The organism is Arthrobacter ginkgonis, assembly GCF_039540195.1.
Taxonomy (GTDB): domain Bacteria; phylum Actinomycetota; class Actinomycetes; order Actinomycetales; family Micrococcaceae; genus Zafaria; species Zafaria ginkgonis.
In genome coordinates this window covers 18,081-40,112 of record NZ_BAABEO010000026.1, presented here as the reverse complement: position 1 = coordinate 40,112, position 22,032 = coordinate 18,081, and the positions used below count along the sequence as shown (strand labels likewise).

Annotated in this window: 19 protein-coding genes and 1 pseudogene; 11 read left to right on the top strand and 9 right to left on the bottom strand. The window is 64.9% G+C overall.

The features are described from left to right. Positions 1-125 precede the first annotated feature (125 nt). The 3 genes from ABD912_RS19650 to ABD912_RS19640 all read right to left on the bottom strand — a co-directional run bounded on the left by ABD912_RS19650 (position 126) and on the right by ABD912_RS19640 (position 2,963). On the bottom strand, positions 126-1,502 hold the full coding sequence (locus ABD912_RS19650) for a purine-cytosine permease family protein (protein WP_345153564.1): 1,377 nt from the start codon (positions 1,500-1,502) through the stop codon (positions 126-128). A 202-nt stretch (positions 1,503-1,704) separates the two neighbouring features. Further along, the gene (locus tag ABD912_RS19645) at positions 1,705-2,643 is read right to left on the bottom strand and encodes a cyclase family protein (protein ID WP_345153561.1); all 939 of its coding nucleotides are present in this window, start codon (positions 2,641-2,643) and stop codon (positions 1,705-1,707) included. Beyond that, complete coding sequence (locus ABD912_RS19640; protein ID WP_345153800.1) at positions 2,640-2,963, bottom strand: Dabb family protein; 324 nt, start codon at positions 2,961-2,963, stop codon at positions 2,640-2,642. Before ABD912_RS19640 ends, ABD912_RS19645 begins: the two co-directional genes overlap by 4 nt. Positions 2,964-3,111: 148 nt before the next feature. On the opposite strand from ABD912_RS19640, the gene ABD912_RS19635 reads away from it, so the two are divergent. The 3 genes from ABD912_RS19635 (at position 3,112) to ABD912_RS19625 (ending at position 7,588) form a co-directional block, all read left to right on the top strand. Beyond that, complete coding sequence (locus ABD912_RS19635) at positions 3,112-3,975, top strand: LysR family transcriptional regulator (protein ID WP_345153559.1); 864 nt, start codon at positions 3,112-3,114, stop codon at positions 3,973-3,975. 419 nt (positions 3,976-4,394) lie between these two features. Further along, on the top strand, positions 4,395-5,327 hold the full coding sequence (locus tag ABD912_RS19630) for a fumarylacetoacetate hydrolase family protein (RefSeq protein WP_425548114.1): 933 nt from the start codon (positions 4,395-4,397) through the stop codon (positions 5,325-5,327). A gap of 698 nt (positions 5,328-6,025) precedes the next feature. Beyond that, positions 6,026-7,588 (top strand): IclR family transcriptional regulator, encoded by a 1,563-nt coding sequence (locus ABD912_RS19625; protein WP_345153555.1) that lies wholly within the window; start codon positions 6,026-6,028, stop codon positions 7,586-7,588. A gap of 86 nt (positions 7,589-7,674) precedes the next feature. Here ABD912_RS19625 and ABD912_RS19620 read toward each other — a convergent pair whose 3' ends face one another. The 5 genes from ABD912_RS19620 to ABD912_RS19600 form a co-directional block, all read right to left on the bottom strand. After that, positions 7,675-7,956, bottom strand: coding sequence for a hypothetical protein (locus ABD912_RS19620; protein WP_345153553.1), 282 nt, complete (start codon positions 7,954-7,956; stop codon positions 7,675-7,677). An 86-nt stretch (positions 7,957-8,042) separates the two neighbouring features. Next, positions 8,043-9,056: an inositol 2-dehydrogenase gene (iolG, locus tag ABD912_RS19615; protein ID WP_345153551.1), complete on the bottom strand. Its 1,014-nt coding sequence runs from the start codon at positions 9,054-9,056 to the stop codon at positions 8,043-8,045. A gap of 78 nt (positions 9,057-9,134) precedes the next feature. Continuing rightward, on the bottom strand, positions 9,135-10,022 hold the full coding sequence (locus ABD912_RS19610) for a sugar phosphate isomerase/epimerase family protein (protein ID WP_345153549.1): 888 nt from the start codon (positions 10,020-10,022) through the stop codon (positions 9,135-9,137). After that, positions 10,019-11,101: a Gfo/Idh/MocA family protein gene (locus ABD912_RS19605; protein ID WP_345153547.1), complete on the bottom strand. Its 1,083-nt coding sequence runs from the start codon at positions 11,099-11,101 to the stop codon at positions 10,019-10,021. The genes ABD912_RS19610 and ABD912_RS19605 overlap by 4 nt, the downstream gene beginning before the upstream one ends. A gap of 157 nt (positions 11,102-11,258) precedes the next feature. Beyond that, positions 11,259-12,884 (bottom strand): IclR family transcriptional regulator, encoded by a 1,626-nt coding sequence (locus ABD912_RS19600; protein WP_345153545.1) that lies wholly within the window; start codon positions 12,882-12,884, stop codon positions 11,259-11,261. Between the two features lie 300 nt (positions 12,885-13,184). On the opposite strand from ABD912_RS19600, the gene ABD912_RS19595 reads away from it, so the two are divergent. The 7 genes from ABD912_RS19595 to ABD912_RS19565 all read left to right on the top strand — a co-directional run bounded on the left by ABD912_RS19595 (position 13,185) and on the right by ABD912_RS19565 (position 20,995). Further along, a complete protein-coding gene (locus ABD912_RS19595) occupies positions 13,185-14,348 on the top strand; it encodes a sugar-binding protein (protein ID WP_345153543.1) in 1,164 nt (387 codons plus the stop codon). Positions 14,349-14,431: 83 nt separating this feature from the next. Further along, positions 14,432-15,970 (top strand): multiple monosaccharide ABC transporter ATP-binding protein, encoded by a 1,539-nt coding sequence (gene mmsA / locus ABD912_RS19590; protein WP_345153541.1) that lies wholly within the window; start codon positions 14,432-14,434, stop codon positions 15,968-15,970. Continuing rightward, positions 15,967-17,205 carry a multiple monosaccharide ABC transporter permease gene (mmsB, locus tag ABD912_RS19585; RefSeq protein WP_345153540.1) on the top strand — a complete coding sequence of 413 codons (1,239 nt, stop codon included), beginning with the start codon at positions 15,967-15,969 and terminating at the stop codon, positions 17,203-17,205. The genes mmsA and mmsB overlap by 4 nt, the downstream gene beginning before the upstream one ends. A gap of 36 nt (positions 17,206-17,241) precedes the next feature. Then, positions 17,242-18,369 (top strand): maleylacetate reductase, encoded by a 1,128-nt coding sequence (locus ABD912_RS19580; protein WP_345153537.1) that lies wholly within the window; start codon positions 17,242-17,244, stop codon positions 18,367-18,369. Positions 18,370-18,557: 188 nt separating this feature from the next. Then, complete coding sequence (locus ABD912_RS19575) at positions 18,558-19,496, top strand: aldo/keto reductase (protein ID WP_345153536.1); 939 nt, start codon at positions 18,558-18,560, stop codon at positions 19,494-19,496. Positions 19,497-19,542: 46 nt separating this feature from the next. Next, positions 19,543-20,475, top strand: a complete 933-nt coding sequence (locus tag ABD912_RS19570) for an intradiol ring-cleavage dioxygenase (protein WP_345153534.1) — start codon at positions 19,543-19,545, stop codon at positions 20,473-20,475. 304 nt (positions 20,476-20,779) lie between these two features. Further along, entirely contained in the window at positions 20,780-20,995 is a 216-nt protein-coding gene (locus tag ABD912_RS19565) for a tautomerase family protein (protein ID WP_345153532.1), read from the top strand. 127 nt (positions 20,996-21,122) lie between these two features. On the opposite strand, the pseudogene ABD912_RS23605 reads toward ABD912_RS19565, so the two are convergent. After that, positions 21,123-21,257: pseudogene (locus tag ABD912_RS23605) on the bottom strand (hypothetical protein); the annotation flags it as partial. A gap of 144 nt (positions 21,258-21,401) precedes the next feature. On the opposite strand from ABD912_RS23605, the gene ABD912_RS19560 reads away from it, so the two are divergent. Then, a complete protein-coding gene (locus tag ABD912_RS19560; RefSeq protein WP_345153530.1) occupies positions 21,402-21,830 on the top strand; it encodes a universal stress protein in 429 nt (142 codons plus the stop codon). The last annotated feature ends 202 nt before the right edge of the window (positions 21,831-22,032 follow it).

The following is a 22,032-nucleotide window of genomic DNA, read 5'->3' as shown; positions in this document are numbered from 1 at the left end:
CTCCAGTTTCTCTTGTCATGTTGGCATGTTGTATGTGTCTTGCAGGGCGCGTGTCGTCCGGACGGCACCTAGGGATCGGCAGCTTCGTCTTTCTCGGATCGACTGCCAGGTCCCTCGAGTTTCACTTACGGCACGGGGGTGGATTCGGAAGCGGAATGCAAAGCCGTGTGTTGCCGCAATGCGCCCCTCAGCCCGGCGTAAAGGCCGCTTGCGACAACCACCGTCGCGATCGGACCCCACGTCGCACCCCAGGCAAACGCGCTGGTGAGGACAAGCCCGACAGCGGTGGCAACAACCCACGCGATGAGGCCGGGGACATTGAACCGCCGGTAGTGCTCGTCTCCAAGGAGACCGTGCTCCTCGTTCCGTGACCGGTTGAGCAGGATATGCGTCAGGGCGATTGCGACCCAGCCGCTTACCAGAACTCCTTGCCAGGCCAAGGCGAGCAGCAGGTACTGGATGACCGGCAGCAGCATCAGCAAGAAGATGATCACCGAGGAGAGAATCACCCAGAAGAATGCCGGAAGCTTGACCCGGAACAGCCGTTCCCCGAACTCCTGCAGGTTGGCCGCGGCGATGAAATAGTTGGCGGTATTGATTCGCGTTTGGAAGACGAGCACGAGCAGAAGCCCAATGAGCCCCATCATCCCCACCAGCCCGCCGGACAGGCCGGACTCCGAAACTTCCAAACCCGGAATCGTGAACGTCAGGAAGATGCCGACCAGGGCGTTCACACCATAGGTAAGTGTCCAAAATGACCACGTGAAAGTGTGTTTGGTGTGGAAGCCGATGTCCTTGCGCTTGCCCAGGGCCGCGTAGTCCATGGCGTACATCATCAGCACCCACACGCCCATGTACCCCGCGAAGGTGGCAAGCCAGCCCGGGCCACCGGAAGCGAGCGGAAGCGCGAGTTCCGGCGCCTGGGTCAGCCAGGCATCGGAGAACCCGTACTTAACCCCGGCCCACACCACCATGACGACCAGTCCAAGCAGGTACAACGGCAGCAGCCACCCGTTGAGTTTGTCCAGGAAACGCCGGACCCCGCCCAGGACCAGAGGCGTGGAGTAGGCCACAACGATGAGGCTCCAGACCCAGTGTTCGCCGCCGAAGGCCGCCTGGAAGGCGTACACCACGATTGCGCCCTCGAAGACCGCGTAATAGATGGCCGTCAGCGACAGGACGATGCTGGCGATGACGGTGCCGGCGTTGCCCAGGATGGTGCGGGAAAACCTGGCCACCGTGGCGCGGTTGTTGATCGAATGCTTAGTTAGCACATGATTGATCAAGCTGTAAGCGATGATGGTCAGCACCAGGCCGATAATGGCGTTCGCCGTACCGTATGCGACCGCCATTGCCGCACCGATATAGAGCATGAACATGGCGCTGGCGATGCCGTAGAACGCCATCAGCAGTGACCATTTGCCCATCTGGTCCTCATCGGAACCAGCTCGGTGCAGCGCGTCGGTAACCTCGACGGTGTTATTTGTACCCTTGAGATCCATAAGTTTCCCCTTGAAACCTAGAACTGTCCTCAGCGCTGCCGATCTTCGGCAGCGCTGGCAAGCAGCGCGCGGGAGGCTTTGCTTCCCTTGGCGATAAACGTTGCGTTCGTTATTGACGCGGTGGGCTGCCCCTGGGCATTTCGACCGTTCAGGCTCCTAACGACCCCAAACCATCGGACCTTCCCGCTTCGTGCCCCCGGAATCAGTTCAGTTTCAGAGCCAACGGGCGAATGGGGGCGCCCGTCGCTCCCTTCAGACGGATCGGTGCTGCGATCAAACAGAACTCGCTGACACCGTCGGCCGAAAGCTCTTCGAGGTTCAGAAGTTCGATCATGGGTACGCCCGACTCCGTGAGGAAGTGACCATGCCCTGGAAGCCAGTTGTCTTCATGCTGGCTGGGACCGACCTCCACGCATTCCTGGTCGGCGCCGATGACGCTGATCCCTTGGGCGGTAAGCCAGCGAGCCGCGTCCAGGCTCAGTCCGGGGGGGTTTCCCATGGTCTTGGTACCATCCGGCCAATACGCCATCCGTCCAGTTCGGACGAAGACCGCATTGCCCTCTTCGATGGCAAGACCCGTTCGCTCCAATTCCTCCTCGATATCCGCCACGGTGATGGCGTAGGAGTCCTCAAGGCATTCGACGCCCTTCAACTTGGCGATATCCAGCAGCACCGTTCGGGCAATGATGGGAGGGATGACGTCCACGCCGGCCTTGGTCCAGTTTCGACTCCCCAAGTGATCCTTGGCTGAGAAGCCGTTGTAGATCTGACCGTCGACACCAAAGTGGTTCAGGGAATCAATGTGGGTGCCGGTGTGGGTGTACATGAAGACCACATCGCCCGAGTAGCACACGTGGCGATTGACGTGCTCGCCGGCACCGTTCAGGTTGTCGACCACTGTTCCGTCGGGCGTGTGGCTCATGAAAATCTGGTACGAGGGGTCACCCGCCCCCTGGAAGCTGGGCATACCGACGAAATAGTCGACGCTCAGGTCATAAACCTTCGACGAGCTGGCGCGCTCCAGCACCTTTGCCTGCGAGGTCGCTGCAAGAGCATTCAAAGCGCCAAGCTCGTCGTGCGCTCCGTAGGGGCTCGTCCCGACTTTGATGTCGGCCCTTGCGACGTTCGCATCGATCTTCAATTCTGCTCACCCTCTCGCACGAAATCGACGACGGCGCGACTGCGCACCATGGGAAGCAGCTGCTGCACGATCTTCTCGTGGAACGGGTCGGTCGAATACGCCTCAAGGTCATCCCACGTGGCGAAGTCCGTGATCAACACGCCATCCCAAGGGTCACCGTTGTCGTTGGGCTCTCCCGAGTGACCCCCCAATTCCCAACTGCGGATCATCGACAGGTGGTCCGAAAGCTGAGTAAGAAGGTCGAGGACAGTCGAATTGTCGGCTGATTCCGCGGTCTGCCACATAAAGATATGCCTGATCAAAACTGATCTCCTAGTCATCTGGTAGAACCCTCGCGGCGCACGTGGGAAGTGTTGTGATGGAGATGCGCCGGTGGTCGTTTGCGTTGCTATATCCATGATGTGATCGAACTAACTATGTGTCTAACGCATACTTGTCATGCCACCTATCTGTTGTCATCATGAATGAATGGATTTGCAGCAGTTTCGCTACGTGATCGCCTTGGCCGAGGAGGGCAACTTCACCCGCGCCGCCGCCAAGTGCTTCGTGGTGCAGTCGGCACTGAGCCACCAGATCAAGAACCTGGAGAACGAGCTGGGAGTCGAACTCTTTAGCCGCACCAGCAGACGCGTAGAGATCACTGCCGCAGGAGAGGCGTTCCTGAGTGCGGCACGTGCGAGCCTCAAATCTGCCGAGCAAGCCGCCGTCGAGGCCGCAGCGGTAGCAGGCCAAGTCCGGGGACGCCTGAGCATAGGAGTCATCCCCACGGTGACCGCCATCAACGTGGCGGCCGCATTGAAGGTCTTCCTCGAAAGGCACCCGCAGGTTCGCATCACACTCCGGGTCGCGGGCAGCGATGAACTGGAATCAGCGATCACCCGTGGTGACCTCGACGTCGCCCTACTTGGACTTCCCCAGAACCGGCCGCCGCACGGCGTAGCTTGGCGGCACTTGAGCACCGATCGGCTGGTCGCAGTCGTCAGCAACGAGCATTCCCTGGCCGACCATCGTGAGATAGAACTCAGCGACCTGGCTCAGGAAACCTTCGTCGACTTCCCCACCGGGTCACTGGCGCGTGCCGAAAGCGACCCCGCATTCATCGAGGCGGGCGTCCAGCGCGAGGTGATATGCGAGACCATGGCCACCGACTTCACCATCAATCTGATCCGCCAGAACCTCGCCGTCACACTCCTGCCATCCCGCTACGCGCTCCGCTATCCCGACTTGGTGTCCCTTCCCATCGCCAATGGGCCCTCCCGGATTGAATACCTCGCCTGGGATGACTTCAACCCCAGCCCCGCCACCCACGCCTTCCTCAAAGTCCTCGAGTAAGCAGAACCCGCGCGATTCCTCAGCACGATTCCCGCCAGGGAATCGAATAGCTGATGGTCAAGGGGCGCCACCGAATGGGGTGGCCTGCGTGTGCTACCAGGGAACGGCCTATTGCGTCTTGGCCATTCCGGTCCGCCCCGGAGGACATCAGACCAGGCCCCTACGAGCGTGATACGTGGCAAGAAGCTACTGTGCCTACCTTGGTCGGCCGAAATACTGCGATAGCTTCATATGGATAAGGTGGCTTCCCCCAACTCGACGAGCCGGCCTGAATTGTGTTCAGCTAAGTGCTCTCACACAGCAGCCATAAAGCACCGGGGCCTGGCTGACGCCCTTGAAAATCACCGACGCGAATCTGACGCTTCCGCGGTTGATGCGGCCGCGTGCCCCGAGGAAGGCGAACAAAAGACATGACAAAAATGAAAATCGCACGGCTGGGACCAGTTGGGCGCGAAATACCCGTTGTCTATGCTCCGGCGATGGACGGCGGGGAAGAAGAGGCGTATGACGCACGCAGCATCACAGGAGACATTGACGGAGCGTTTCTGGCTGCCGGCGGCGTTGCACGGCTACGCTCTGCCCTCACGGCAGGCACCCTACCGGTCCTGCCCGATGCCGCGAATCTTCGCATAGGGTCTCCTATCGCCCGACCCGGAAACGTGGTCTGCATCGGCATGAACTATGCCGCCCACGCTGCAGAGTCCGGGGCCGCTGCGCCCGAGGCCCCGGTGGTATTCCTAAAACCGAGCAACACCGTTGCCGGCCCCTACGACGATGCCCCGATACCGCCGGGCAGCCGCAACTACGACTGGGAAGTGGAGCTGGGCATCGTTATCGGCAGAGAAGCTAGCTACTTGGACAATCCAGTGGATGCGATGGCCGCTGTCGCGGGTTACCTCGTGGGCAATGACCTCTCCGAGCGCGCTTACCAGGTTGCAGGTGCTGCCGGGCAATGGACGAAGGGCAAATCGCTGCCTAAGTCCACGCCGTTGGGGCCCTGGCTGGTCCCTGCCGAAGATGTGGACCCCGGAAACCTTCGGCTGCGCAGCTGGGTGAACGGGGAAGATCGTCAGGATTCGACCACCGCCGACCTGATCTTCGACGTCCCCACGGTGGTGCACCACGTAAGCCAGTACATGCTGCTGGAACCGGGGGACGTCATCCTTACCGGCACTCCGGAAGGCGTGGCCCTCTCCGGCCGCTACGCCTATTTGCAGGACGGCGACGTCGTCGACCTCGAGATTGAGTGCCTGGGCCGGCAGCGTCAGGTATACGTGCGCACTCCCGCCCCACGAGCACCTGCCCAAGCGGAAGCCGCCTGCACTGAAATAGGCACCACCTCGAGTAAGTGACCTGAATAGATCAGGTGGCAGCTACAGTCATTCCTCGCCACTCGCCGAGTATTCTCAATTCTCATCGAAGCGGAAAAGACGAGCAGCATGCCACCCATTGCAGAGTTGATGGCACAGACGCCTCATAGACAACGGCTTCTTGAGACACGCACCCCGGACCTCGTTCGGAGAACAGCGGAAGCCAAGTGACGGAAAGCGTCGTGCCGCAGCAAATAACCGTCGGAGCCGCAACGAAGATTGCGAACGCCGACAAAAGGTCGACGCCCATGGACGATGCGCGCCCCGCATGACTCCATGCGCGCGATCGTCTCGCAACCGACGGGATGCAAGACGGTTTGTCGAGACACTCTGGCATGCAATCGGAAACCTCTTCCTAGAAGCTGGGCGATGGGGCGGTTCCGGTGAGGATGTGCTGGACAAGGGCCTTGAGCTCGGCCCGGTAGGCCTGGGCTTAGCGCTCAAAAAGGGCAGCCAGGACCGCGGCAAGATCGGCGTAGTGCGGTGGCTCTAGACAGTGAGTCGCATATACTGGACAGGTTGTTCATAGAACACAATTTGCCTGTGTCGCTGCCACAGAACAGTGCCCCGTCAAACCACAATTTTCCACTAGGCGCAGAACCAGAAAGACGGCATCCTGCCCGGCTCCCTCGGTTCACATCGCTTGTGGCGCGAGGCAGTTCGATTCGAGGAGTGCAACCATGAAGCAAGCGGCCAAGCTGATTCAGCTGGTGCTCAAGGCGACACAAGTGGTGGATGAAGCATCCGCCCTTGGCCCCTCGACTCCGGCGGACCTGGCGAAAGCTGTCGACGAACCGCGCCCTTCGGTCTACCGGATCATCGGCGCCCTGGAGCAGTCGGGGATTCTCCGCCGCTCCCCCGACGGGCTCGTTGAATTGGGCACGGGAATCCTGCGGTTGGCGGAGGCGGCAACCGACGCCCTCGTCGATCATGAAGCCCTCAATACCGTGCTTGAGGGCATCCAGTCCGAGCTTGGTCTAACGGCCGCATTTTGGATACCACGCAACGGCACCGCCGTCTGCCTGGAGCAGGTCGACTCCACGGAAGTCGATCTCCACGAGCTTTCATCCGGGCGGATCCTCCCCCTCCATGCCGGTGCGGCATCCCATGTGCTGTTGGCTTGGGAATCCCCCGAAGTACTCGACGAGTTCCTTGCCCAGGCCCCCTATGCGCAGTGGGCGTCAAGGACGCCCACTGACGCCGAGACACTCCGTCAGCTGGTTGCGGGCACCAAACGCGACGGCTGGAGAATGGAATCCAATGAGGTCGTTGACGGCATCGCGGCCCTGGGATTTCCCGTCTTCAACGCGGACGGCAGCATCTTCGGTGCGCTGACTGCAGCGGGCCTGGTCAACCAAGTCGTCAACCAGCAGGAAGAAGCCAAAACCGTTCTCGCGGCTGCCGCACAGACCCTGACCGCCCTCATGGCGGACTTCAAGCCGGTCCCGACCAGCCGTGAGTTCACTGCCCCCGACTCGAACGGATCGGTCTTGGCCAAGGCCAGCTCCCTCATGGATGCGTTGGCCGTCGAACGCGTCTCCACCTCCGCGAGACTCGCCGAGCTCATCGGGGAACCCATCAGCTCCGTCTACCGCATGTTGGGGACCCTTATCGAGGCCGGTTGGATAGAACAGCTTGGCCACCGCGGTTCCTATCGAATCGGCAGCAAGATGATCTCTCTCGCGGGGAATCTGTTGAACCAACTGGACTTGCGGCGGGCTGCGCTTCCCGTGCTTCGCGAAATCCACGACGCGACCGGGGAAACGGTATTCCTTTGCATCAGGAGCGGTACCCGTGCCGTATGCATCGAGCGGATCGACGGCAAGCGGGTGAACAGTCGCCGCCTGGCCCTTGGAAGCTCGCTGCCCTTGCACATCGGAGCCGCGCCCCGCGCCTTGTTGGCTTTCGACACCCCTAAGTCCTGGGAGGACTACGCTGCGGTCATGGGCCAAAGCTCGGACTTCAATCTCGGCGCGCGATCCCGAGCGGAATTCTATGGAAAGCTCAAAGAAATCCGCAATGCCGGCTTCGCGCTGAGCGATGACGAAGTCACCTTGGGAATGGCCGCCGTCAGTGTCCCGATTTTCGACCACCGCGGCCATGTGATGGCTTCCCTGTCGGTCAGCGGCCTACGGGAGGGCATCCTCCACACACCGGATTCCTCACCCAGCATCATCGACTTGGCCCGCGATGGGGCACGACGGCTTTCAACCTATTTTGGTGCCCCGGAATCACTCAACTAGCGCTCCACCTGGCCCTACGTTCCGCAAAAAGGCGGGACTCCCCCCGGCTTTGGCTGACTCTCCGGGGGGATATGTCCTGGTCGTGACTACGCTTCCCCGTCGTCGGCTACCGGATCCTTGGCCTGTGGACGGCCGAATCCGGGCGTGCAGCTCCGGTTGTATGTTCCGGCATCGGCGTCCAGTACCCTGACCACGAGATCACGGGTCAGGAACATGCGCCGTTCGCCGATCCCGGCCTCTACCATCCAGAAGGCCCCGTGCTCGGCCGCGATCTGGACCACCGTGCCACTGATCTTCACGCCGTCCGCATCGAGGGCCACGACGACGTCGTCCTCCTTGATTTCCCTGCCTCGCCCTGTGCCCGCCATGCTTCGGCTTCCTCCCGTAGACGCGGACGACCCCGGGTCCTGGTCCATGTGGGCCAAGGGGATCCGGGGTCGTCCGTTGGATGGTGTCAGTTCTTGCGGATGGCCACGGTCTTGCCCGTGGCGGCGGACTCCACGGCGGCATCTGCCAGGGCCAGGGCGGAAACCCCGTCCTCGAAGCTGGGCGAAGGGGCGGCCCCGGTGAGGATGGACTGGGCAAAGGCCTCAAGTTCGGCCTGGTAGGCCTGGGCGTAGCGCTCAAGGAAGAACGGCAGGTACGCTCCGGCTTCCTCGGTCCCTTCGCTGCCGAACTTGCGCACGGTGGTCGGGGTCACGTTGCCGGCCAGCAGCATGCCCGTGGACCCGAAGGCCTCCAGGCGCTGGTCGTACCCGAAGGCGCAGTGGCGGGAGTTGGTGATCGTGACCAGTTCGCCGCCGCTGCCGCGCAGGGTGACGACCACGGAGTCGTAGTCGTTCAGCTCTTCGATGTCATCGCTGAAGACGTTGGCTCCCACGGCGGTGACCTCGACGATGTCGGGGACGAAGAAGCGGGCCATGTCCAGGTCGTGGATGGTCATGTCGCGGAAGATCCCACCCGAGCCGGCGATGTAGTCGCGCGGGGCGGGCTTCGGGTCGCGGCTGGTGATGGTCAGCTGCTCGAGCCGGCCGATTTCCCCGGCCTCGACCCGGCGGCGCACGTCGGCGAAATGCGGATCGAAGCGGCGGTTGAAGCCGAGCATGATCGGCACCGTGTGGCCGCTGATCTGCTCCTGGCAGGCCAGGACGGTGTCCATGTCCAGGTCGATGGGCTTCTCGCACAGCACGGCCAGCCCATGGGCGGCCGAGCGGGAGATGAGGTCGACGTGGGTGCTGGTGGGCGAGCCGATGATGACGCCGTCGAGGCCGGGTTCGGCGAAGACTTCCTCGGGATCCTGCACGGCCCGGGCTCCGGTGGCCTCCGCCAGCTGGCGGGCGCCGTCGATGAAGGGGTCGGCGATCAGGACCAGGTCGATGTTCGGGTGGGCGGCGACGTTGCGGGCGTGGACCTGCCCGATGCGTCCGGAACCGAACAGGGCCAGGCGGAGGCGGCGGTCGTTGGACATGGCGCACTGCCTTTCAGGGGTGTCTGGGGGCGGGCCGGTGACGTGTGGTGTCCCGGACCGCCGGGGTTTGGGGTGAGGTTAGCGCTTGGTGACCGCGCCGGGGAAGACGCTCAGGGCGCTTTCGTAGGCACGCTTGAGGCCTTCGGCGACGGGCAGGCTGCGGTGTTCGGCCGAGATGATCTCGACGCCCCACGGGCCCTGGTAGCCGGCGTCAAGGGTGCGCTGGACGAACGTGCGGGTGTCGAAGTCGCCTTCGCCGCAGTACGCGCGGTTGTTGATGGTGTCCTCGAAGATGGTGCCGACGACGTCCGTGTAGCCGTCGTCGATCTCCACGGCGGCGACGCGATCCATGGGCACGACGTTCCAGAGGTCGTCGTGGGACAGGCCCGACCGGTAGGTGTGCCAGATGTCGATCATCAGGCCGGCCGAAGGGCTGTCGGACTTCGTGACGACCTCGACCGCTTCCTGGGTGGTGCGCAGGTGGGAGAACGGGGTCGCCTCAAGGGCGAGGCGAATCCCCTGTTCGGCGGCCGAGTCAGCCAAGTCGGAGAACGCGCTGGCCATCGTGGACAGGGGAAGCGGGTCATCTGCCATGCCCGCCCCGACCTTGATGTGCCGGGCGCCGAGGGCGGTGGCGGCCTCGAACAGGTCGGCCCGCTGGACTTCGAACTTGGCGCGCTCGGCGCCGGTGGCCCACCAGCCTTCCAGGAATTCGACCTCGACGTGCTCAAGGCCCGCCCCGCGGATCATCCGGGACAGTTCGGCGTAGCCGATGGTGCGGCGGACCTGCAGCAGGTCCGCGTGCACGAGCCCGATGCCGGAGAATCCAGCCTGCGCGATCAGCGCGATGCGCTCGGCGATCGGGACGGGGCTGGTTTCGTCGGGGCGTCCGGGCGCTGCGTCTCCGGCGCTGATCCAGCAGGTCGCAATCAGTTCGGGGGTCATGACTTCCTTGTTCTCGTTCATGCCGGCTCCACCTCGACCAGGGCGCCCTGCTCCTTCTCGGAGCGGTAACAGGCCTCGACAATCCGGGCGACGGCCAGGGCGTCGGCGACCGGGGCAACCACGGGGGCCCCGGTGCGGATGCTCTCGACCCATCCGCGCATTTCGGGGTGGAAGTTGCTGATGTTCTCCAGTTCGGGCAGTTCGGAGAACTTGTTGGATTCGGTGCGGGCGAACGGCGGGGTGAAGTGGCTCTGGGTCCACTCGGTCCAGCCGGCCCGCCATCCGGCCCGGTCCTCGTTCACGTAGACGCGCAGCTTCTGGGGCAGCACGCCGATCTCGAGCATCCCGGCAGTGCCGTAGACGCTGATGCGGGAGCTTTCGAACCATTCGAGGTTGTCGTGGCCGTCGAAGCTGAACGTGGCGGACATGTCCGGGTAGTTCAGCAGCACCGCGGCGGAGTCTTCGCGGCTGGACTCGTCGGAGAGCTTGGCGGACTTGCGCACGCGCGCGTTGACGGACTCCGGGGTCCCGAAGATGCTGACCAGGGAGTCAAGCATGTGGCACCCGATGATCCACAGGGCCCCGCCCATGTCCGCCGGCTGGTTCAGGTGCGCGGTGAGGTGCTCTCCCACGAGCGCGGCGCCGCGGGCCGAGACGGAGACCACGTCCCCGATGACCCCGGCCTCGATGAGTCCCTTCGCTTCGGTGATGGACTGGGCCAGGCGCACGTTGTAGCCGACCTGGACGACCAGTCCCGGTGCGGCCTGGGCCTCGGCCTCGGCCAGCTGCACCAGGTCATCCACGGTCCCGCCGCCGGGCTTTTCGACCACCACGGACTTGCCGGCCGCCAGGGCGCGCAGCGCGTGGGGGACCATGTCCTTGCTCTTGGAGTGGACCATGATCGCGTTGATGCGCTCGTCCTGGAGCACATCCTCGATGTCACGGGCCTCCACGTCGTACTTGTCGGTGAAGTAGGTCAGGCGGGGGTCGTCATCCGCGGCAGCGACCACTTCGACGCCTTCGATCTCGCGCAGGGCGCGCACTCGCGCGGAGGCGTGCGGGTGGGTGATTCCCAGAAGTCCTACGACGATCGGTTCCACAGCGTTGTCTCCTGTCGATAGAGCCTCAGGCTCAATGGGTATGTGCTTGGTATGGGGCTTGCGGGCGAGGGGCCTCGAATCCATCGCGGAGCCTCTGGCTCTACGGTGTCACCTAATGGACAAGCTGTCCAAAGAATGTCATGCCAGCGGCCTCGGGTCAAACTATGACCCGCGACACGTCGAACTCTCCCGGGCCCTCGGTGAGCCGCTTGGGCTGGCCGGCCGGGGAACCGAGGTAGTCAGAGAGCGCTTGGGCTCCGCGCAGCACAAGTTCGGTCACCGACGGACCCTCCGCGGGTTCGGTGAGGATGCCCTCGCGCAGGCCGCTGGCGGAGAGGGAGGCAACCACCTCGCCGCGGTGGTTGAAGATCGGCGCCCCGACGGCGGCGATGCCGGGCGTGACGTTGTTGTCGTTGCGGACGAAGCCCTGCGCCTGGATCTCCTCGAGCCCGGCGAAGAATTCGGTTCTTGAGCGCACGTCGCGCCACGGTTCCCCGCTGTGGGCCACGATGGACGCGTATTCCTCCCAAGCGTCGCGGCTCTCGAACGCCAACAGGGCGCGAGGGGCCGCGCCGACGTGCAACGGGAGGGATTCGCCCAGCTTCAGGACTCGGCTGCTCACCCGCGTCCCGTCGATGCGTTCGATGCACACGGCGCGGGTGCCGCTGCGGATGCAGAGGAAGGTCGTTTCACCGGTTTGTTCGTGGATGTCCCGCAGAACGGGAACGGCGGCCCGCCGAATGTCCAGCCGCCGGGTCAGCTCGCCGGCCAGGGACAGCATCTTGCTCCCGACCCGATAGGCACCGCGGTGTCCGATCTGCTCAACCCAGCCCGCCTCCGCCAACGTGGCAAGCATGCGATACACCGAGGTCACCGGCTCGTTGAGCAGTTCCGTCAGCCGAGTCGAGGTCGCGATCCGCTCCTGGGCCAGCGCTTCCATCAGGGCACTGGCCTTGGCGAGGACGGCGGAAGTCTTGGGGGATCCCTTCGCCGCCTCCCCGGCCGTCCCCGCCGGCGCGGCCTGGGCTCCGGCGGGGGTTTCGCCCGACAGGGAATCGGTGATGGCCTGTGCAGCGGCGGTCAGGACCTGCCGGCCCGTCGCCTCCTGACCCAGGATGTTGGTTCGCAATCCCGCAATGGCGATGGCACCGAGCAGGCTTCCGTCCTGCCGGAAAACCGGCACCGCAATGGACGCGGCCCCCTCGATGAGCTCGCTGTCCTCGACGCTCCATCCGCGGGAGGCCGCCTGCTTGAGCTCCGCCTGCAGGGCAGCCGCGGTGGTGGGCGTCCGCGACGCGATCCGCTCGAACGGGGCGGTCTCGAGCGCGGCCGCCCGGAACTCCGGGGATCCGAACGCCAACAGGATCTGGGAAGCGGCTCCCGCGTGGAGCGGAAGCGTTCGGCCGGGCGCGAGATCCAGCAGGTCGACGTCGGAGCCCTCGACCTGATCCAGGCACACCGCCCCGTTCTCCCGTGGAACGCAGAAGTAGGAGCTCAGCCCCAACTGCCCCCGCACCCGGCGCAGCTGGGCATGCAAGGCCGCCCGGTCCACGAGGGCATTGGCCGCGGCATCGCCCAGCCTGAGGATGGTTGTCCCCAGTTCCAGCCGGCCCTCGCCGGCCTGCCGGAGCAGACCCGCGTATTCCAGTGCGCCCACGATCCGGTAGACCGTGGAGCGGGGTTCGGAAATGGCCTTGGCCAGTTCCGCCGGCGTCGAGGGCCCGGTCCGGGCCACCTCGTCCGCTATCTGACCGGCCTTCATCAACAGCTGAATGGTGTTCACTGACGCCTCATCCCTGCACCCCGAAAGGCTGCTAACGCTTGCTTGGACCCGTCGTACGGGCGCTGTGGACGCGGCGTCCAAGCCCCTGTCCCTGGCTTCCAGGCTGGCCTCCCCTCTCACGGGGATGCATGCCTGAAAGTAATGCAGCTCACCTCTAGACCAATTACGTGGTACCGTGTGAACATGTTGTCCATTGTATGGCACTAACCGCGGACGGCTAGACCTGAATCACCAAGCGCGGCCATGCCAGCGCAGAGCGGGCGCAACAAGCGCTACGCGACCTCCAAAGGAGAAGAAACGGTGCAAAAGAGAATTTTCCTGATCGCTGCGGCTGCAGCTACTTCGCTGGTGTTGGCAGGCTGCGCCGGCGGCGGCGCCGGCGGCGGCGCGGGAGCCGGCGCTGCCAGCGCGACCGCGGCCCCCAGCGACCTGCGGATCGGCGTTTCCCTGCCCAGCCAGGACGAGGAGCGCTGGATCTCCGATGGCAAGGCCATCAAGGAGGGGCTGGAGAAGATCGGCTACCAGGTGGACATGCAGTACGCCAACAACGACATCCCCACCCAGCAGCAGCAGCTGGACCAGATGCTCACCAAGGGCGCGGACCTGTTGATCCTGGCCCCGCTGGACGGAACGGCGCTGGCTCCGCAGCTACAGGCGGCCGCCGGTGCCAACATCCCGATCGTGTCCTACGACCGGTTGATCCGAAACAGCTCCGACGTGGACCTGTACGTCACCTTCGACAACTTCAAGGTCGGCGCACAGCAGGCCACCTCGCTGCTCGAGGGCCTGGGCATCCTGAACAAGGACGGCACGGAAGCAGGCGCCAAGGGTCCGTTCAACGTCGAACTGTTCGGAGGCTCCCTGGACGACAACAACGCCACCCTCTACTACAAGGGGGCCATGTCGGTGCTGCAGAAGTACATCGACAACGGCACGATCGTTGTGAAGTCCGGCCAGGACGAGCTCGCCCAGATCACCATCGAGAACTACTCCCAGGACAAGGCGCAGGAACGCATGGACAACCTGCTGACCTCCACCTACACCGGGGGGCCGATCCTGGACGGCGCCCTGACCCCGAACGACAGCATTGCCCGCGGCGTCATCACGGCGCTGCAGAACGCCGGCTACGGCCCCACCCTGGAATCGGACCCGAAGCCGATGCCCATCACCACCGGGCAGGACGCCGAGATCGCCTCCGTGAAGTCGATCAATGACAACGTGCAGTACTCCACCGTCTTCAAGGACACCCGCATTCTCGCCGAGCAGGCGGTGGAGGGCGCACAGGACCTGCTGGCGGGCGCCGAACCTGAGGTCAACGACACCCAGACCTACGACAACGGGTCGATGGTCGTTCCCTCGTTCCTGGTTCCCATCCAGCCGATCTACATGGACAATATCGAATCCGTCCTCGTCGAATCCGGCTACTACACCCCCGAAGAGGTCAAGACCGGTCGCCTCCAGTAGGCACACGGGACGGGCACCGGCTCCCCCGGTGCCCGTCCGGAACCACCCTTCACCTCCAAGACCCTGAATAGGACGACGGGCCCATGGCCGACAACATCCTGGAAATGCGCTCCATCACCAAGACCTTCCCCGGCGTCAAGGCGCTCTCCGGCGTCACGCTGTCCGCGGAGCGCGGCGAAGTCCACGCCATCTGCGGCGAGAACGGCGCCGGAAAGTCCACCCTGATGAAGGTTCTCTCCGGCGTCTACCCCGCCGGCAGCTACGGCGGCGAGATCGTCTACGAAGGCAAGACCTGCTCGTTCTCCGGCATCCGAGACTCCGAGCACGCCGGCATCGTGATCATCCACCAGGAACTGGCCCTGGTGCCCCACCTGTCGATCGCCGAGAACATCTTCCTGGGCAACGAACGCCGCGGGCGCGCGGGACTGATCGACTGGCACCGGACGAACGCCGAGGCCGCAAAGCTGCTCGGCTCGGTCGGCCTGGACGAGGAGCCCACCACCCCCGTCGGACAACTCGGGGTCGGCAAGCAGCAGCTCGTCGAGATCGCGAAGGCTCTGGCCAAGGACGTCAAGCTCCTCATCCTCGACGAGCCCACCGCGGCGCTGAACGACAACGATTCGGCCCACCTGCTCGACCTGGTCCGGGGCCTGCGTGAGCGCGGAATCACCTCGCTCATCATTTCCCACAAACTCCACGAGATCGAAGCGATCGCCGACCACACCACCGTCATCCGCGACGGGAAGACCGTCGAAACGCTCGACATGGCCGACCCGGCAGTGAACGTCGACCGCATCATCCGCGGCATGGTCGGACGCGACCTCGAATCGTTCTACCCCTCCCGCGAGTCCCGCCCGGGCGACGTCGTGCTCCGCGTCGAGGACTGGACCGTCAGGCACCCGAGCCAGGACCGCCTGGTCGTGGACGGCGCCGGCTTCCAGGTCCGCGCCGGCGAGGTCATCGGCATCGCCGGCCTCATGGGCGCGGGCCGCACCGAACTGGCGATGAGCATCTTCGGCCGTTCGTACGGCCGCTACGTCTCCGGCCGGGCCTACATGCACGGCAAGGAGATCAAGGCCCGCACCGTCGCCGAAGCCATCGATGCCCGGATCGCCTACGCGACCGAGGACCGCAAGGCATACGGGCTGAACCTCATCGACGACATCTCCCGCAACATCTCCGCCGCGGCGCTGGGCAAGCTTTCGTCCTGGGGCTTCGTCGACGACCACCGGGAAAACCACGAGGCCGAATCGGCTATGAAGTCGATGAACATCAAGGCCCCCACCGTCAAGGCCATCGTCGGGAAGCTCTCCGGCGGCAACCAGCAGAAGGTCGTGCTGTCCAAGTGGCTGCTGACCGACCCCGAGGTTTTGTTCCTCGACGAGCCGACCCGAGGGATCGACGTCGGCGCCAAGTACGAGATCTACACACTCATCAACCGATTCGTTGAGGCGGGGAAGGCGGTCGTGATCATCTCCTCCGACCTGCTCGAACTGCTCGGCACGTGCGACCGCATTTACGCGCTTTCCGCGGGCCGCATCACCGGAGAGCTGCCGGTGGCCGAGGCCACCGAAGAAAGCCTCATGACACTCATGACCAAAGAGAAGGAACTCATCGCATGACCGTGACAGCCCCCCGGGGATCCCAGAAGACCGTGCCCCCAGCCACGGCCGTCACTGCCGGCACCAGCGAACTGCGGGAACTGTTCACCCGCAACCTGCGCACCAGCGGCATCTACGTCGCCCTCATCGCGCTCGTGGCGCTGTTCGCCGTCCTCACCGGGGGCGCCTCGCTCTCCCCCGGCAACATCACCAACATCGTCCTGCAGTACTCCTACATCCTGATCCTGGCCATCGGCATGGTCATCGTGATCATCGCCGGCCACATCGACCTCTCGGTCGGATCGGTCGTCGCCTTCACCGGCGCCGTCTCGGCCGTCACCGTGATCAAGGGAGGAATGCCCTGGTGGGCCGGCGTGGCCGCCGCGATCGCCACCGGCCTGCTGATCGGCGCCTGGAACGGCTTCTGGGTCGCCCGCGTCGGCATCCCCGCCTTCATCGTGACCCTGGCCGGCATGCTCCTGTTCCGCGGCCTGACCCTGGTCATCCTGGGCAACGTCTCGCTCTCCCCGTTCCCTGACGGCGCGTACGGCCAGATCGCCTCCGGCTTCCTCAACGGCCTGCTCGGCGGCCCGGGCTACGACGTGTTCACCCTCGTCGTCTTCGCGATCGCCGTCATCGGCTACGCGGTGAGCCAGTGGCGCACCCGCAAGGCCCGCATCAGCTACAACCAGATGGTCTCGTCGTTCCCGCTGTTCATCCTGAAGATCGCCCTCGTCGCCGTCGCGCTCATGGCCTTCGCCTGGCAGCTGGCCACCGCCCGCGGCCTGCCGATCGTGCTGATCCTACTGGCCGTCCTGATCATGGCCTACAGCGTCGTGATGCAGCGCAGCGTCTTCGGCCGCCAGGTCTACGCCATCGGCGGCAACCTGTCCGCCGCCGCGCTGTCCGGCGTCAAGGTCCAGGCCATCAACTTCTGGATCTTCGTGAACATGGGCTTCCTCGCGGCCGTCGCCGGCGTCGTGTTCTCCTCCCGCTCCAACGGCGCCCAGCCCGGCGCCGGCAACATGTTCGAACTCGACGCGATCGCCGCGGCCTTCATCGGCGGCGCAGCCGTCAGCGGCGGCGTGGGCAAGGTCATCGGAGCCGTGACCGGCGGCCTCATCATGGCCGTCATGAGCAACGGCATGCAGCTCATGGGCGTCGACCAGTCGATGCAGTCCGTGATCAAGGGCCTCGTCCTGCTCCTCGCGGTCGCCTTCGACATCTACAACAAGCGCCGCGCCGGCTCCCGCTAGAGCCTCGGCACCACGCCCCTCCCGGAGACACACCCCATGACCCAGCTGCCCAGCGAAACAGAACCCCTCGAAGGAGCCCGCCCGATGACCCGCCCGTTCCTCTATGAAGCCCTGCCCATGCGCGTGCGATTTGGTGCAGGATCGCTCAAGTCCCTGCCCGACGAAGTCCGCTCCCTCGGCCTGAAGCGCGTACTGGTCCTGTCCACCCCCTTCCAGAAGGACCTGGCCCGGGAAGTCTCGGACCAGCTCGGGGAGCTCAGCGCCGGCGTGCACGCCGAAGCCGAGATGCACGTCCCGATCGAATCGGCGCACCGCGCCCGCGAGGTGGCCAAGGCCGCCGGCGCCGACGGCTACGTCGCCGTCGGCGGCGGCTCCACCACCGGCCTGGGCAAGGCCATCGCCCTGGAGTTCGGTGCACCGATCATCGCGGTGCCCACCACCTACGCCGGCTCGGAAATGACCCCCATCTGGGGCTTGACCGAAGACGGGCAGAAGAAGACCGGCCGGGACCCGAAGGTGCTGCCCACCAGCGTCATCTACGACCCCGAGCTGACTCTGACCCTGCCGGTGGGCATGTCGGTCACCAGCGGCTTCAACGCCATCGCCCACGCCGTGGAGGCCCTCTACGCCCCGGACGCATCCCCGATCATTTCCCTCATGGCCGAGGAAGGCACCCGCGCCCTGATCAACGCACTGCCGCCCATCGTCAAGGATCCGGCCGACGCGGAGGCCCGCTCGGACGCCCTCTATGGGGCCTGGCTGTGCGGTGCCACGCTCGGTGCGACCACGATGTCCCTGCACCACAAGCTCTGCCACGCCTTGGGCGGCACGCTGAACCTGCCGCACGCTGAGACCCACACCGTGGTCCTGCCCCACGCGCTGGCGTTCAACCAGCCCGCCGCCCCCGCTGCGGTCGCGGCCCTCTCCCGTGCCCTGGGTGGCGCGACCGACCCGGCCCAGCGGTTGTGGGAGATCGCCGGTGACCTCGACGCCCCGCGTTCCCTCGCCGAGCTGGGCATGAAGGAAGAGGACATCGACCGCATCGCCGAAGAGACGACCAGCCGCTCCTACGGCAACCCGCGGCCCATCACCTACGACGACGTCCGGGGCATCCTGCACGCCGCCTGGGCCGGCAAGCCGCCCACCGCCAACCCCGCCGTCTGACACCCGTCCGGGGCCACCACGCCCCGGACGGGGACCCCGTTTCCCGGCGAGAACGCCCTCCGGGAAACGACGCGGGGAGAGGATCTTCGGCCGGTCCGATCAGTCGGCTGGCCCGCCGAAGATCCTCCTCATCCGCCCCACAGCCATCCACGCATCCCCTCTCTCGCAGACCATCTAGGAGGTAGACCTTGCCCGCCAAGCGGACCATCGCCCCAGGAATCGCCGTATCCCCACTAGCGCTCGGCACCAACGTCTTCGGCTGGACGGCCGACGCCGAGACGTCGCACGCGATCCTCGATGGCTACGTCGAAGGCGGCGGCAACTTCCTGGACACCGCCGATTCCTATTCGTTCTGGGGCGAGGGGAACTCCGGAGGTGAATCGGAAACCATCATCGGCAAATGGCTTGCCGGACGCAGCGACCGGGACGATCTGGTCATCGCCACCAAGGTCAGCCACCACCCGCAGTTTGCGGGCCTGGCGCCCTCCACCATCCGCAAGGCCGTCGACGCCTCCCTGGGCCGCCTCGGCATCGACGTCATCGACATCTACTACGCACACTTCGACGACGTCGACACTCCCCTCGTGGAGAGCATCGCGACGATGTCCGAACTCATCGATCAGGGCAAGGTGCGCTCGATCGGCGTCTCGAACTACACCGCGGATCGAATCGAGGAATGGCTGCGGATCACCGACCGCGAGGGATTCCACGCCCCCGTCGCCGTCGAACCCCTGTACAACCTAGTGGAACGGGGTATCGAAGCCGATATCCTGCCCCTGGCTCGCGCCCGTGGCCTGGCCGTCGTGCCCTTCTACTCCCTGGCTCACGGCTTCCTGACCGGCAAATACACCGGTGACGAGGAGATCGACAGCCCGCGCGCCAGCGACGCCGCCCAGTACCTCACGCCTCAGGGCCGGAAGGTGCTGGATGCCGTGCGGCATGTGGCGGAGGCCCGTTCCGCCCAGCCGGCCTCCATCGCGCTGGCTTGGCTGGCCGCCCAGGAGGGAGTCGTCGCTCCCATCGCCAGCGCCCGGACCACCGCGCAGCTCGGCCCGCTGCTGGAATCGATGCACCTCGAGCTTGATGAGGCCGAGCTTCGGCTGCTCGACGACGCGTCCCAGCCGTGACCCCACCCGAATACTCGACACCGCAAGCCATAGCGAGGAAACCACCATGCTCGAGCAGACCCGCGTCCCCGAAACCGAAGCCCTTCCCGAGGGTGCCTACCCCTCCGAGGCCCAGCAGGCCGTCGAGGAGCAACTGGTGCGCAACGTGCTGCGCTCCTTCGACGAATGCCAGGACCCGCGGCTGAAGCAGCTGATGCAGTCCCTGGTCAAGCACCTGCATGCCTTCATCCGCGACGTGCGCCTGACCGAGGCCGAGTGGAACAAGGCCATCGAGTTCCTCACCGCCGTCGGGCACATCACCGATGACCGCCGCCAGGAGTTCATCCTGCTCTCTGACGTCTTTGGCGCCTCGATGCAGACCGTCAACGTCAACAACGAGGCCTATGGCAACGCCACTGAGGCGACCGTGTTCGGGCCGTTCTTCGTCGAGGACGCGCCGCTGATCGACAACGGCGGGGACATCGCCGGCGGCGCCCCCGGCCAGCCCTGCTGGGTCGAAGGCAGCGTGAAGGACACCGAGGGAAACCCCATCCCCAACGCCCGGATCGAGGTGTGGGAGGCCGACGAAGACGGCTTCTACGACGTGCAGTACACCGATGATCGCGTCTCCGGCCGGGCCCACCTCTTCAGCGACGAGAACGGCAACTACCGTTTCTGGGGACTGACCCCCACCCCGTACCCCATCCCGCACGATGGCCCAGTCGGCCAAATGCTCGAAGCCGTCGGACGCTCCCCCATGCGCGCCTCGCACCTGCACTTCATGGTCACCGCGCCGCAGCACCGCACGCTGGTGACGCACATCTTCGTGCGCGGCGACGAACTGCTGAAGTACGACACCGTCTTCGGCGTCAAGGAATCCCTCATCAAGGACTTCGTCCAACAGCCCGGCGGAACACCCACCCCCGACGGACGCGACCTCGGTGACCACACCTGGGCCCGCACCCGGTTCGATATTGTGCTCGCCCCCGCCGCCGAATAGAACGCAGCCATCAACCGCAGCATCCGATGCCCGCCCGCTCCCTCAACAGCACGAAACGGGCGGGCATCAGCTTCCAGCGAGGACGAACCGGGACAGTTCCGACCCGTCACCGACGGCCCCGCCCCGAGTGGTGACCTCAGGTGCTGGACGCCCTGGAGGTGCGGTGACGGGGCCCCTCAGGAGGAAGTCCGCGACCCGCACGCAAACGTTGTGCACCTCGGCCCCAACCGCCGGCACCGGCTGAGATCCCCACCCGCTCCAGACACCCATCCCCTGCTTCCAAGAATCTGAAGAACGGACAAAAATGCCATTCGTCACCATCAACATGCTCGCCGGCCGAGACCGCAGCATGGTCCAGGAATGCCTGCGCGAAGTCGCGAAGACCACTTCCCAAACCCTAGACGTGCCGCTGACATCTGTGCGCGTGGTGGTCAACGAAGTCGACCCGGAACTGTGGACGGTAGGAACCACCCTCAAAAGCGAGGAACGCGCGTCCGCCCCGGCCCAGCAAAGCATCTGACTCGCGAAGTCCCGTTCCGGACCCTTTCGTGCGTGCCCACGCAACGTCCATATACGACTAGCCGGAGGCGCGCACAAAAGGGGCCGCCAGGTCAACAGGTCTCGGTCCTGGATTCTTCCGTGGGGTCCTAGCCTGTCTGCCTTGCGTCCGCCCAGAGAAAACGGCGCCCGCGGATGGAGACCTCAGGCTTGTGGCTCAATGACCGCACAACTCCATCTCCGTGTCCAGCGGAAATCAGCCCCACAAAGGTGTCGCAAGGAGCGGTCCAGGACCCGGCACCTGATCACCGTCCAGGGCCTCCTCGAGGACCCCGCCATCCCCACCGACTAATCGGACCCGAACCACTTCATGGGGCATGCTTCAGAGCATTGCCCAATCTCACATACCAAAGCACAGGAGGATACACATGAGCGGAACAATCGTTGTAGGCGTCGACGGCAGCGGAACCGCAATGAAGGCCGCAGAATCGGCGCGGGATCTGGCAGTTGCTCTTGGGGCCTCACTGCACGTGGTCTCGGCCTTTGACGAAGACCATGTCGAGGTTCATGGCAACGGCAGCGACCAGTTGGTTATGAATGGCGCCGACGTTGCGGAACACCTCGTCCAGACTGCTGCAAAGTCACTGGGGCGGGGCCTCACGGTGACTTCTTCCACTGTCCCCGGCAAGCCCGCCGCCGTCCTCGTCGAGGAAGCAGCCAGGATGGATGCACGCATCATCGTGGTGGGAAACCGCAGGATGCGGGGCATCGGTCGCGTCCTGGGCAGCATCGCTAACAGCGTGGCGCATAACGCCCCGTGTGACGTATACATTGCCAACACCTACGACGCGGAGTGACGCGCTTTCCGCGACCCGAGAATGGTTGGATGCGGCACTGATAAAAAGCAGCTGGACCCAGTCCGCAGATCATTTACGCAATTCAAGGTCGTTTGCTTCGGTCGAAGCGGCTCCTCGGTGCTTCGCGTCAAGAAGCCCGACGCATTCAGCGGGCAATGCCGGCATGCCCAGACCAGCCATGCCGGGCCACTGGTACTGCGAA